We start from the raw sequence: 12,502 nt of genomic DNA, 5'->3' as shown, positions 1-12,502 counted from the left end.
TAGCGGGTCGAAAGAGCCGGGGTGCAGCGGGCCGTTCCGGGCCGCAGCCCGGACCCGCGGCACGCAGCAAGCCCGCGTGGCGCGGGCTTGTTCGCAAACAGATGGTGCCGACAGTCTGACTCGAACAGACGACCTACCGCTTACAAGGCGGTTGCTCTACCAACTGAGCTATGCCGGCACGTAGCCACATATTCTAACAGGCTTGCGGATGCTCTAAAAACAGCCCGTGCTGTGCGATCCGATCCCCGGATCATGGATGCGGCTGCGCCAGTCGAAATGCCCGCTGTCCACCGGCACCAGGTCCAGCCAGTATTCGGGTACGGTCTCGGTGCGTTCGCTCATTTGCGCCGGAAACCCTGCCGCGACGATTTCATCCCGGCGCTTGCGCGCATTGGCCGGATCCTTGAACAGGCCCAGCGACACGGTGTTCTGGTTGTCACCGGAGCCGACCACGAAATAATCCTGGATGTTGCGCGCGCCCAACGCCCGCGCCTGGGCCAGCGCTGCCGCGTGACTCGGGCTGACCGGCAAATGCACCCACCATCCCCGCGCCTGGGTGGTTTGCTCTTGGCGCGCGCGCATGCGCTGTACCTGAGCGCCGAGCGCACTGCGGGCGATGCGCAGGTCCTCCTGGGTGGCGAACGGGCCCAGCGCCATGCAGGCATAGCTGAGCGTGTTCTGGGATGCCGGGGCGGACGCATTCGTTGCGGCGGTCGCTAGCGGGGGCAGCGATGCCGGCGGTTTCACCGAAGCAGCATGCGCGATGGTGGCAGCCGGTGATGGCACTTCGGAAAGCAGGCGCAATTTCGGCACGCCGGGATCGGTAGCGAAATGAGCATGCGTGTCGTTCTGTCCCAATAGCAGCCATGCTCCCACGGCAATATTGAGAGCAATCAGCAGCACAAATAGCAGGCGCAGGAACATCGGCCGTTCACCGGTAGGGGACGGCCGATTCTAGGCGGATGCGTGGGGCAGATGTGAGTCCGCCCATACCAGCAGCCCGCGCAGCACGCTGTCGGCAGCGATTTCCGCGGGTACGGTCAACAATGGCAAGATTGCGGCGGCATCGCCCCCATCCAGCAATACGTGTTGCGCCTCATCGGGATGCTGCCCGGCCAGATTTTTGGTAAAGCGTTCGATCAAGGCCGCCACCGCTTGCCAGCATCCGGATACGACGGCGTCGGCGGTGTTGTCCGCGACGTCCCGAATCTGCCCAGGATGGTCCAAGCGCACGCGCGCCGTCGCCCCCAGCAAGGCTTGCTGCATCAGCTGTGGGCCGGGCGCAATCAAGCCGCCCAAGTGCTTTCCTTCGGCGCTGAGCGCATCCAGCGTAAGCGCTGTACCGATGCCGGCCAACACACACGATGCAGGTCCTTGCGCACGTGCCGCCACCATGGCGAGAAAACGATCCACGCCCAGCCGCTGCGGCTCCGCATAGGCAACGCGCACGCCGCAGCCCTCGGCTGGCGTGCGCACCCATGCCAGGTCATGCCTGAAAACGTCCGCGACGATGCGCTCGATCAGGGCTTCGCGCGAGCCATCCACTACCGATGCACCCAGCACGCGATCCGGGCGCCCGAGACCATTCCACGCCTTGGGCAGCGCCCTAGACATATCGTCTTCCCAGGCTATGGCGCCACGCGCGATCCAACCGCCAGCCGCTGCCATAGCCCATTTCAATCGCGTATTGCCGAGATCGAGCAGCAGCTTCATGTGCGGCGTACCGTGACATCGGCACTATCGACGCTGCACAGGCCCGTCGCGGTGCGTAATTGCAGCGCACCTCGCACATCGACGCCGGCACCCTCGCCTTGTAGCTCACCGGTCGCGCTGCTGACGCGGAGCGGCACGCCGCGCAGGGCATCGTACTCAGCATATTCGTCGGCGAATGCGGCAAAGCCGTCGCGCTCGAATTGCTCCAACCCTTCGACCAGGCTGGTGATCAGCGCGGCAGCCATGCGATTGCGGTCCGGAGGCTCGCCAGCCGCCAGGCTGGCCAGATCGCAGATGGGTTGACCGGCCTGCTCGCGCAGCGATTCGGTCAGCCGCAGGTTAAGCCCGATGCCGATCACGGCCGCGCAAGGCCCTTGGTACTCGCCACTCAACTCGACCAGGATGCCTGCCAGCTTGCCGCCATCGGCCAGCACATCGTTAGGCCATTTCAAACCAGCGCCGGCAATGCCCTGCGCATGCAACGCACGCAGCACGATCACGCCGATAGCCAACGACAAGCCAGAGAGCGATGCGAAGCCGGCGTCGAAGCGCTTCAAACACGACAGATAAAGATTCAGCCCCGGCGGGGATAACCAGCTGCGCCCGCGGCGCCCTCGTCCCGCCGTCTGCGTTTCGGCCAGCACCACGCTGAGATCGGGCGCCTGGGCAGTCCGGCGCTGCAGTTCGCTGGAGGTCGAGTCGATTTCCCAATGGACCTCCAGCGCGCCCAGGCGGCGCTCGATATGGGGTGCCAGTTCCGCGCGGATGCCTTGCTCATCCAGCATCTGGATCGGCCATGGCAACCGATAACCGGCGGAACCGGCCGATTCGATCGGTACGCCACGATGACGCAAAGCTTCGACCTGCTTCCAGATCGCGGCGCGGGTCAATCCAGCCTCGGCGGCCAGCCGAGAGCCGGAAAGCGCCTCCCCGGTAGCCAGGGCGGCGAGAAGTTGTTGCGATTGCATGGTCTCAATATTCCGGGGAGACGATCGGCCAGGCGTGGCCGCGAGAAAGAAAGAAGGCGGGAGCGTGGCATCGGGCGATTCTAGCGGCAGCGAGCTCGCCGCGATGGCACTGGCATCGCTCGAGGGTTTCTGGGACCATCTGGCGGATAGGCATAAAGCCTGGGGCCGATCGTCATGCGCGCCATACCATTGCTGCTCGGATATCTGCTGAGTTTCGGGGCCATCGCCAACGCGACCGCCTCGAGCATGACGGCGGATGGCGGCATGGGAGCTGCCGGAAGCGCCAGTACCGACCACAATAGCGATCATGGCGCCAGCCACGGCTCATCTTCGGCTAGCGGCGACGCCCTGAACATTCCGCACAGCGGCGCGTCTACGCCATCCGGCAACAGCCGATCCGCCAGCGGTGCCAGCACGACCGACGACACTCCGGCGCACTTTGGCGGCGACGACGCATCGCCCGGTGGCGTCTCGCACGGCTCCGGGCTGGGCTGGCAGTCGCTGCTGCCCGGTTCGATCCAGTAGCCGCCAGTTGCGCCGCGGGGCCCGTTGCTCCACTCCGGAAGCAGAAGCGCCGGATCAATTCGGCGGCAACACCACGCTGAAACGCGCACCGCCAAATTCCGCCGAACGATCAACCGTCAGTTCGCCGTTATAGGCGCGCACGATGTCCTGCACGATCGACAGGCCGATACCGTGGCCCTTGACGCGCTCGTCGCCGCGCACGCCACGCTGCAGGACCTTTTCCACCTTGTCATCTTCGATGCCGGGGCCGTCGTCCTCCACGCTCAACTGCAGGCCGGGCCGCTGGCGGCCGGCCTGCGGAAGCATCTTCACCACCAGCAATACGTGGTGCCCCGCCCACTTGAAAGCGTTTTCCAGCAGGTTGCCCATCAGTTCCAGCAGGTCACCCTGCTCGCCGTAGAACGCGGCGCCGTCCTCGATATCGAACTCGCACAGCACATTCTTGGCGGCGTACACCTTTTCCAGACTTTGCACGAGGTCTTCGGCGTATCCGGCGATGGGCACGGCGCTGGCGAACATCTGCCGGCCGGTGGTGGCCGCGCGCGCGAGCTGGTACGCGACCAGCTCGTCCATGCGCCGCACCTGGTCCAGCAGCGGCACGCGCGCCTGGGGAGAAAGATCGGTGGATGACTCCACCTGCGAACGGATGACCGCCAGTGGCGTCTTCAAGCTATGCGCCAGGTCGGCAAGCGTATTGCGGTAGCGGGTACGCTGCTCTCGCTCGCTGTCGATGAAAGCGTTGATGCGTTCGGTAAGGCCGGTAAGTTCAAGCGGATATTGGCTATCCAGATGATCGCTATCGCCACGCTCGACGCGGGTCATGTCGCTGGCCACCCTGCGCAAGGGCGTAAGGCTCCAGCGCAGCAGGAACAACTGCAACACGATCAACAGCACACCCAGCATCCCGAGCCAGCCGACCAGGCTGCGGCGGTAGACCGCCGTATTGCCTTCCAGCTCGTCCTCGGTCTGTGCCACGGTAAAGGTGAGATGCACCGGATCGTGGTCGGGCATGTCCAGCGCCACCCCGAAACTGTAGTAGTAAAGCCGGCCGAGTTCGGTATCCACCGGGCCGACGAATTGCGACTGTCCCGGCTCCAGCGGATGCAGGAAACCGAAATCGCGGCCCAGCGCGGAAGAGGATTCCCAATGGAAGTGATCGTCGCCCAGCACCACCGCGTACAGCCCCGAGCCGGGACGCGAAAACATCGGGTCCGGCGGCGTGTCGGGCATCAGCGGCGTGCCGTCGCGGCGCACGTCGGTGCCGGTAATGTAGGAAATTACATTGTCGTGCAGACGATCCTGCAATTTGTTGAGTTCGCTGGCGGCATAAGTGCGCGACAGCGTCCACCCGATGGCGCCCAGGAACGCGGCCAGCACGAGGCCGGTCGTAAGCGCCGCCCGCGCCGCCAGTGAGAACGGGCGGCGCTCTGCAGCATCATTCGTCTTCGCTGCGGGGGATGGCAAAGCGATATCCGCGTCCACGCACCGTTTCAATCGGTTTCATCGCGCCTTCCGGATCCAGCTTCCTGCGCAGGCGGCCGATGAAAACCTCGAGCACGTTCGAATCCCGATCGAAATCCTGTTGGTAGATATGCTCGGTGAGGTCTGCCTTGGACACCAATTCGCCGGCGTGCAGCATCAGGTATTCGAGCACCTTGTACTCGTAGCTGGTGAGATCGACCGGCTTGCCTTCCACCGTCACGGTCTGCGCCGTGGTGTCGAGCTTGATCGGTCCGCATGCCAATATCGGCTTGGACCAGCCGCTCGCCCGGCGCACCAGTGCGTTGATGCGGGCCAGCAGTTCCTCGACGTGGAACGGCTTGACGAGGTAATCGTCCGCGCCGTGCTTGAGGCCTTCGACCTTGTCCTGCCAACTGCCGCGCGCGGTAAGAATTAGGATGGGATAGCGCTGGCCGGCCTCGCGCAACGCCTTGACCAGGTCCATGCCCGACATTTTCGGCAGGCCCAGATCGATGATGGCCAGATCGAACGGCACTTCACGGCCCAGGTAGATGCCCTCTTCGCCATCCTGGGCGGCGTCCACGGCAAACCCATCGCGTTTGAGTCGGGCCGCAAGCGTTTCGCGCAGCGGCGCTTCGTCTTCGACCAGGAGGATGCGCATCAGTGTTTCTCCTTCTTGCTTCCGCCATTGGGGAACTTCTTGGTGGATTGTGCCGCAGGCGGCATGCGCGTGGCATCCGATGGAACGACGATGACCCGCACATGCCCCTCGGGCGTAAGCACCTTGATCCGGTATTCGACCCGGCGACCGGTACGGCGCGGCTCAGCCGACAGCACCTTGCCGCCAACCTGTTGTTGTACGCGCACCACGGCCTGGTCCAGGCTCAGGCCGCCTTGCTGGGAAGAGGATTGGGCGGGAGCCGTGCCAGCCATCAACAACCCGGCCGCGGCCATCCATGCAAGATGCTTTAAAGCCATAATCCCATGTTTGAGCGCCGGAGGAACTCCGGCCGACGCGCCATACTGCGGAATCAGGGCTGAATAGTGCCCGGACGGCCCTGCAACGCATGCTTGCGTGACAACCGCTTCACGACTAACGCCAAGGAACACGCCTGGACAGGCAACCTCCTGCGCCTCAAGCCGCAGCCCGCAACGGGGCGATGGCCTGTTCGATCAACGACCAACCGGCACCGGGCAGATGCGCACCTTCGCTAAGGCAGCGCCGGAAACCGCGCGCGCCTGGTTCGCCCTGGTACAGGCCAAGCAAATGGCGGGAGATATGCTTGAGCGCCGTGCCGCGCGCCAGCTCTGCTTCGACGTATGGCCGCATATGCTGCAGGACGCTTTCGCGTGAAGGCAGCGTCACGTCCCACAGCACCGCCTCGATCCGCGCCAGTACGTAAGGATCGTGATAGGCCGCACGTCCCAGCATCACGCCATCGACATGCATCAGGTGTTCCCGCACCGCCTCCTCGCTCGTGATGCCGCCGTTGACGATCACCACCAACTGCGGAAATTCACGCTTCAGACGATAGACGCGCTCGTAATCCAGCGGTGGAATTTCACGATTTTCCTTTGGCGAAAGGCCTTGCAGCCACGCCTTGCGCGCATGCACCACCAGGATCTCCACACCGGCCCGCAGCATGGTCTCGGTGAAGTGCTGCAAATCCGCGTAATCGTCCTGATCGTCCACGCCAATGCGGCATTTCACCGTTACCGGCACCGACACCGCATCGCGCATCGCCTTGATGCAATCGCCCACCAGCGCCGGTTCGCGCATCAGGCAGGCGCCAAAGCGCCCCGATTGCACGCGATCGGAAGGACAGCCCACGTTGAGGTTGATCTCGTCATAACCCGCCTGCGCGCCCAGGCGCGCGGCCTCCGCCAACTCGCCCGGATCGCTGCCACCCAGTTGCAAAGCGACGGGATGCTCCTGCTGGCTATGCTCCAGCAAACGCAACTGCCTGCCACGCACCAGCGCCGCACTGGTCACCATCTCGGTATACAGCCGGGCATGGGGCGACAGCAGCCGGTGGAAATAACGGCAGTGGCGGTCGGTCCAGTCCATCATGGGGGCCACCGATAGGCGAAAGTCATTTGGATCGATTTTGTGCATGGTCATAGTTTACTTGCACATTGACGTAGAGCTAATGAGCTCTGCCCAACCTATCTGCGCCATCTGCAGGAAGCGGACATTAGTCGCTCCCTTCTTGAAACATTAAACGTCCAGTTCCCCTTACCTGTTAGCAGTTTTCACACAAGGGCTAATCACGCCGGCTTCGCGTCGAAAGCAGACATGCCGAGCTTGCCGAGTAACCAGGCACGTCGCAAGGCACAAGCCATCTTTTAGGCGGCCGCAAGGTACAACGGGAGTGCAACACGGGAAGTTTCGATCAGCGAAAGTCAGGCATACCAAGGCTTTTTTAGCGGGCTCTGTCGGTTCAATCCATCATGGGGCCACCGACAGGTGCAAGTCGTCTGGATTGAAGCTACGCATACGCAACATCTTAACTACAAACAACATTACGGCGGTTTGGGGATGCGTTCTACGATAGGCATCGTCCGTTATCGAGCAAGCAGCCATCTCCCTGGCAACCATCACAACATCGATCACGGCGTGAATAACCACAACTGGCCGATCGTTTGAATATAACGCCTGCTGTTCTTCACTGTGATGTGGATGCCACGCATAAAACATGTGGTCAAGGCGATATGGTTGGGCAACAAGGCTCGCCATATTTTCCTACCCTGTCCCGAGGCAATCCAGCTGCTCGTCTGTCTCGCTCAATACAATGTGCAGCTCGTCGTCCAAGTCAATCATGGATATCACCAGCGCCGTATCGCCCTTGGCGCTTGTGACAGGCGACCCGGTTCATCGCTTCCAGATGCAATGTCGCAGGCAAACAACACGTACGAAATACCGCTCCAGGTCGTGCGTCCGAATGCATCAGAAACCAAAGCGACAACATTACATCGGATCAGCGCGCCGGCAGCGAGCCAAGCCTTGTAGCCGAGGAGAAAGTCAGGAAGGAATGCTACTGAGCCATACGCGATGCGAACGAATGCCGAGTGCATGATGCCGGCACGGCATTTCGATCCGTGATCGCTCCATCGAAGCTGAGAAGGGCCATATGGCAGACATATTCCAAGTGCTTAGGCTCCATTAGCCGCGCTTGCGACGTGATGCTTGATGAATACCGCAAAGCACTTACAGAACACGTTCAATGCGTGCCGTTCGAACCGTTCATCGTCCCACCATTCTCGGCATTGCCTCCTGATGCATTGCCAGTCGAGTTACTTCCGCTCGACGAGCTGTTGCCAGACTTGCCGTGCTTATTTTTCCTGCGTGAGGAAGAAGTGCCAGTACGCTGCTTTTGCGATTCTATGGACTTGTCTTGCGCCGAGTTGCCAGCCTGGGAAGCTTTTGGCGTTGTTTGCCCAGGATTCTGGCCGACCGCATTGCCACCAGTATTAATCCCACCGTTAGGGTCAGCGGCGTTGCCGCCACTTGTATCCTGCGCAAAAACTGCGCCTGAAGTGGCAACCGCCGCCAGTGCGAATAGAACGATCATTTTCTTCATGTTGCACATAAACAAGCACCTCGTTAAGAGCGCTACCCCAGCTAGCGAAGGCGAACGCCGCATCGACTGCATCATTTTGAGTATTAAAGCGCTTGAAGCAGTGAATTGACTGTGAGACCCAGGTGGATATTTAGGCAACGAAAAATTTTATATTTCCACCACGCATACATTCGTTCGCACGGATTCCAAAGCAATCGCCCACCTGATTAAGCCCGACACCCGGCCATGGTTATTGCTTGTCAATCGCAAGGATGGCTCCGTACAAGGCACGCGCAGCGCCAGTGCACGCAACAGTCGCAGCAACATGTCGGCCAGCCGAAAACGACGGTTGAATCTCTTCATATGGAAAAACAGTCCAAAGCCGAATCAAAGCCACCGGCGAACCTTGGATCGACAGGTCGAGTACTCCAACGGAAAACGCTGAGTCAACGCCTGCTCCTCGGCCCGGATCTGAACCCGATCAAGATAGATGGCAAAGAGCAGCACACTCAAAAACCCGATTGAACTGGCCAGATACAGCGACAACGCAAAGAGCTGCATTATCCGGCCAAGATACATGGGATTTCTGCTCCATCGATAAGCGCCCGAGCTTATGACGATCGCGGTGGCATTTAGCGTCATGGAGTTCACTGTTGTTCCTTGCCGGACGAAGAGCCTCTTCGCACTCACATCCATGAACGTACCAAGCAAAGCCACCACCAGCGCAACAGATGAGATATAAGTATTCGAGATCCAAAGCGGCCCAAGAAACTCGCAGGAAGCAAACGTGGCAAGCGCAATGCTTGCAGCCAGCAACGGTGGCGGAATCCTCATGTAATTCATCCCTGGCACTCGGTCAATCGTTGACTGGATCATGCCGGTATCGCGGATTATCCAGCCTATGGCGCGACGTTGGCATGAGTTGTCCGCTTCAGCGCCTCGGCTTGGCAAACGGCCGTCGCACGCTTGCCTGCGTTGCAAAAAAAGGTTGCCAGCGATAGTAAGGCTCGTGCGCCAGGGCAAGCAATGCGTAGTCCTCTGGAGTGTCGCCATAAGCGAACACGCGCGCGAATCGGGAGAGAGTAAAACGTTTCCTCACTAGGCGCGCCTTCTCGTCGCCAACGCATTGGCGGCCACGATAACGGCCGGTGAATCGCCCTTCATGCCGTTCCAGCGTCGAACACATGAGCTCGACGCCATGTTGCTTGCACCAGTGGCTCAGGTAAAGATCCAGGCCACCGGATACCACGACTACCGTATCGCCTCGTTGCTTGTGCCAGGCGATCCGATCCATCGCTTCCGGACGCAACGTCGCGGGTAACACATCACGCGCGAAATGCCGGCCATGCGTCTCCAGTTCTTGAGCAGGAATACGCCAGAAACCAAAGCGACAGATCACAGCTCGGATCAACGAGCCAGAAACGAAACCTGCCTTGTAGCCGGCGATGAGGGGCATGAGGAGAAGGCCGCCGAACCAGAAGCGATGCGGACGAACTGCCACGCGCATGAATGCCGGCATCGTTTCCCGATCCGTGATCGTTCCGTCGAAGTCGAACAGTGCCAGGTCCATTCTTTTCCAGAGTCCCCGCTATGGCGTAGTACCAAATATATGCGAAACCAGGCTGGATATGCCTGGGGTCGCACATGCCGTTACCGCCGAAGCGCCGGCTTCCTCAATGGCTAGCGATAAAGCATTATTAGTAGATGGTGGCGCCAATGCCTACCAAGCCGAGGAACTCCAGTCTTCAGGGCGCGGTCTAGCATCCAAGTGCTCAACCGGCACGCACTGGGGAATCCGATGAAAGCACCGCCGTACAAAGCGTTCGCTACTGCCGCATGGATTTTAGTCTCCGCCTCGGCAAGCAGCACGGCACTCGCCAGCCAAGCAGCGCAAAGCGCCGATGCGGCCGCGCTACGTCATTTGTGGAGCAGCTATCAGCAGGCCGTTGCGAACAAAGATGCCAAGGAACTGCTCAGTTTCTATGTAAACGTCAACGTACCCGTCATGGGCGGATTTGCGCCTGCGTCATATGCATTGGTCATCGCGGCGAACAAACAACCGGTTCCGCGGCTCCTTTCGGCAACCGCCAAGGAGGACGCAGCCGGCGAAAGCAAGCTGCCGCCCGATCAAACCGGAAACCTTCGCGTTTATTCCGACGGAGAGATTGGATCGATCTCGTTCGACTATGCCGCCAAGGTCGGACATGGACACATCATCTGGTCCACCGTCCGCACCAACGGGGGATGAAAATAGCTTCGGTGCTCTATTCGATAAACCTTCCCGCTGCAGACAGGAAGAACAACCAGGGATAGCGATCAATGGACCACCAACCGGTTCCCGCGCGGTCGAGTGGGACGCGCCACACGCCGAATGTGGATCGAGTTATGCCTTCTTCCCATCGCGAGCAGCTGCGCGAATTTGCGACGCATAGCCTTGCCATGGCGCTCGCGTTGCTAATGCATCTTGGTCTGCTACTGAGCGTGCTACGCCCGCCACCGCCGTGGCCATTACGCCGGAATCCTTCCGTCGCCGCAGATGGCCGTGTGTTGCGAGTCGAATTGCTACCTCGCCGAAGTTCTTTAGCAATTCCAAAAATCGCCGCAGCATCTTTTTCCTTTGTACCGCCCTTGCATTTGCCGCCAAAGCGCTCCGCCAAGGTGATTCGTGGCATGCCGATCGCGCCAGCCGTTTCAACAGCAACCGCTCGCCCTGCACCAATCCAGCCGCCGGCCGTTCCGTATGGAAACTCCCGCTTTGCGCGCACCCTCGACGAAGCGCAGGCTGCCGGGTTACCGCGGGTTCCAGGCGCCAATTTCGTTTCAACGGCGCCAGGCATTGTGGTCGCGCCAGCACCCAGCCTCAAGCAGCGGATACACGCGCTTGGAAGATGGGCCAACTGCAAGAACGCAATCTTCAAGCGCCGTATGTCAGACGGAGAACTGCTCAAGCGCGGCTTGACGCCCCAGCAGATGGATCAGGCGTTCGCGGCTTATTGCACGCCGTAATCCGCGAGCCACGGGCGATCTTTACTCAAGCCATATGCCTGAGCATCCCATTTGGTCGGTGCAAATATCGATGAGTACGCCCCTCAGATAATGTCTTTCAGCAGATCTTCCAGCTCAATGCCATTCTTCGCCTTTGTCATTACGTCATCAGGCATAGGGCCTTTTCGATTCAGATCCAGCAGCGCCTGGTTGAGATTCACAAAAGGACGCATGCGTCGCTCGTAGGCGGCGAACGCTTGCCCTGGCTGATCGGCATGGCACGCCAGCTCACGCGCGAGCACAAAGGAACCGACCAGGGCCAGGCTGGTTCCCTGTCCCGTAAAGGGAGAGGCACAGTGTGCCGCGTCGCCCGCCAGCGCAACGCGACCGGTTGACCATGCCGGCATATGTATCTGCGCGAGTTCGTTGTAATAGAACTGCCCGGCCTCTCGCATGGCTTCGATAATGCGGGGAAAGAAGCCGCCCAGGTGAGCGCATTGCGCGGCAACCATCGCCTTCTGCGCGTCTATATCGTTTCGGGATAGCGCTTCTCGTTCCGCAGCGTAACCGACACCGACACGCAACTCGTCTTGATCGCGGCTGGGATAAATGATGTAACCAACATTGCCTTCGCGATGCCCCAACTGCCAATGCTTCAAGTCGATCAAATTGGGCGTGGAGAAAAGCGCCAACACCATGCCCAAGGGCTTGACGAATGCCGCTTCGTCGTCAAAGCAAAGTTTGCGCGTATGCGAGTAGACGCCATCAGCGCCGAGGACAAAATCAAAGCTCTTTTCGAGGCCACTGGCAAGCGTAACGACCACCTCATGTTCCGTCTGATCGAGCACGCGAATGCCATCGCCGTAGAGGTATTCGACCGCGCCTCCCAGCGCCTGCATCAGCAATTCGCACAGATCGTCCCGGAAAATCTCAATGTCCTCGCTGTCGAGGCGACCGGCACTGAACGTGCGCTCTTCCGTCCGCGCAGTTTCCTTGCCGTCGGCGTCGAGCGTCGACATGCCCTGGTTGCGTGTCCGCAATGCCTCGGCGTTGTGGTGCAATCCCATTGCCTTGAGGACGTCAAGCGCAACGCCACGGATATCGATCGCCTGCCCTCCTCGCCGAAATTCCGCAGAGCGTTCCACCAGAGTCACGTCGAATCCTGCCCTGTTCAACCAATAGGCCAGCGCCAGGCCGGTGATGCCCGCACCCGATATCAACACACTCCGTTTCATGCATCAGCCTCGCCAATGGAAAGTTACGGGAATCGCCATATACCGCGACGACGTT

Annotated in this window: 15 protein-coding genes and 1 tRNA gene; 4 read left to right on the top strand and 12 right to left on the bottom strand. The window is 60.5% G+C overall.

Translation table 11 applies throughout. The annotated features are described in order from the left end of the window. Positions 1-102 precede the first annotated feature (102 nt). The 4 genes from ISP15_RS11940 to ISP15_RS11925 form a co-directional block, all read right to left on the bottom strand. A tRNA-Thr gene (locus tag ISP15_RS11940) sits at positions 103-178 on the bottom strand. Between the two features lie 35 nt (positions 179-213). Further along, positions 214-924, bottom strand: a complete 711-nt coding sequence (locus ISP15_RS11935; RefSeq protein ID WP_404547581.1) for an SPOR domain-containing protein — start codon at positions 922-924, stop codon at positions 214-216. 30 nt (positions 925-954) lie between these two features. Then, positions 955-1,713 (bottom strand): type III pantothenate kinase, encoded by a 759-nt coding sequence (locus ISP15_RS11930; protein WP_404547580.1) that lies wholly within the window; start codon positions 1,711-1,713, stop codon positions 955-957. Further along, a complete protein-coding gene (locus tag ISP15_RS11925; protein ID WP_404547578.1) occupies positions 1,710-2,681 on the bottom strand; it encodes a biotin--[acetyl-CoA-carboxylase] ligase in 972 nt (323 codons plus the stop codon). The genes ISP15_RS11930 and ISP15_RS11925 overlap by 4 nt, the downstream gene beginning before the upstream one ends. A gap of 174 nt (positions 2,682-2,855) precedes the next feature. Here ISP15_RS11925 and ISP15_RS11920 point away from each other — a divergent pair, with 174 nt between their 5' ends. Continuing rightward, positions 2,856-3,206, top strand: a complete 351-nt coding sequence (locus ISP15_RS11920; protein WP_404547576.1) for a hypothetical protein — start codon at positions 2,856-2,858, stop codon at positions 3,204-3,206. 54 nt (positions 3,207-3,260) lie between these two features. Here the strand turns inward: ISP15_RS11920 and ISP15_RS11915 are convergent, their stop codons facing one another. The 5 genes from ISP15_RS11915 to ISP15_RS11895 all read right to left on the bottom strand — a co-directional run bounded on the left by ISP15_RS11915 (position 3,261) and on the right by ISP15_RS11895 (position 7,404). After that, complete coding sequence (locus ISP15_RS11915) at positions 3,261-4,670, bottom strand: ATP-binding protein (RefSeq protein ID WP_404547575.1); 1,410 nt, start codon at positions 4,668-4,670, stop codon at positions 3,261-3,263. Further along, positions 4,642-5,328 (bottom strand): response regulator transcription factor, encoded by a 687-nt coding sequence (locus tag ISP15_RS11910; RefSeq protein ID WP_404547573.1) that lies wholly within the window; start codon positions 5,326-5,328, stop codon positions 4,642-4,644. The genes ISP15_RS11915 and ISP15_RS11910 overlap by 29 nt, the downstream gene beginning before the upstream one ends. After that, the gene (locus ISP15_RS11905) at positions 5,328-5,645 is read right to left on the bottom strand and encodes a hypothetical protein (RefSeq protein WP_404547572.1); all 318 of its coding nucleotides are present in this window, start codon (positions 5,643-5,645) and stop codon (positions 5,328-5,330) included. Before ISP15_RS11905 ends, ISP15_RS11910 begins: the two co-directional genes overlap by 1 nt. Positions 5,646-5,802: 157 nt before the next feature. Further along, positions 5,803-6,789 (bottom strand): tRNA dihydrouridine(20/20a) synthase DusA, encoded by a 987-nt coding sequence (gene dusA / locus ISP15_RS11900; protein WP_404547570.1) that lies wholly within the window; start codon positions 6,787-6,789, stop codon positions 5,803-5,805. Between the two features lie 327 nt (positions 6,790-7,116). Next, positions 7,117-7,404 (bottom strand): hypothetical protein, encoded by a 288-nt coding sequence (locus tag ISP15_RS11895; RefSeq protein WP_404547568.1) that lies wholly within the window; start codon positions 7,402-7,404, stop codon positions 7,117-7,119. 443 nt (positions 7,405-7,847) lie between these two features. Between ISP15_RS11895 and ISP15_RS11890 the strand changes: the two genes are divergently transcribed. After that, complete coding sequence (locus ISP15_RS11890) at positions 7,848-8,357, top strand: hypothetical protein (protein ID WP_404547566.1); 510 nt, start codon at positions 7,848-7,850, stop codon at positions 8,355-8,357. Positions 8,358-8,614: 257 nt separating this feature from the next. On the opposite strand, the gene ISP15_RS11885 is transcribed toward ISP15_RS11890, so the two are convergent. Together ISP15_RS11885 and ISP15_RS11880 are read right to left on the bottom strand one after the other, a co-directional pair. Continuing rightward, the gene (locus ISP15_RS11885; RefSeq protein WP_404547565.1) at positions 8,615-9,103 is read right to left on the bottom strand and encodes a methyltransferase family protein; all 489 of its coding nucleotides are present in this window, start codon (positions 9,101-9,103) and stop codon (positions 8,615-8,617) included. Between the two features lie 55 nt (positions 9,104-9,158). Then, positions 9,159-9,797, bottom strand: coding sequence for an HAD family hydrolase (locus tag ISP15_RS11880; RefSeq protein ID WP_404547563.1), 639 nt, complete (start codon positions 9,795-9,797; stop codon positions 9,159-9,161). Between the two features lie 228 nt (positions 9,798-10,025). On the opposite strand from ISP15_RS11880, the gene ISP15_RS11875 reads away from it, so the two are divergent. After that, entirely contained in the window at positions 10,026-10,475 is a 450-nt protein-coding gene (locus ISP15_RS11875) for a hypothetical protein (RefSeq protein ID WP_404547562.1), read from the top strand. Positions 10,476-10,612: 137 nt separating this feature from the next. Next, positions 10,613-11,233 (top strand): hypothetical protein, encoded by a 621-nt coding sequence (locus ISP15_RS11870; RefSeq protein ID WP_404547561.1) that lies wholly within the window; start codon positions 10,613-10,615, stop codon positions 11,231-11,233. An 83-nt stretch (positions 11,234-11,316) separates the two neighbouring features. Here ISP15_RS11870 and ISP15_RS11865 read toward each other — a convergent pair whose 3' ends face one another. Further along, the gene (locus ISP15_RS11865) at positions 11,317-12,447 is read right to left on the bottom strand and encodes an FAD-dependent oxidoreductase (protein WP_404547560.1); all 1,131 of its coding nucleotides are present in this window, start codon (positions 12,445-12,447) and stop codon (positions 11,317-11,319) included. Positions 12,448-12,502: the final 55 nt, after the last annotated feature.

The sequence above is a fragment of the Dyella jejuensis genome (genome assembly GCF_044904675.1).
Classification (GTDB): Bacteria; Pseudomonadota; Gammaproteobacteria; order Xanthomonadales; family Rhodanobacteraceae; genus Dyella_B; species Dyella_B jejuensis.
Note: the sequence above shows the minus strand (reverse complement) of the source record. Positions and strands in the feature narration are given on the sequence as shown.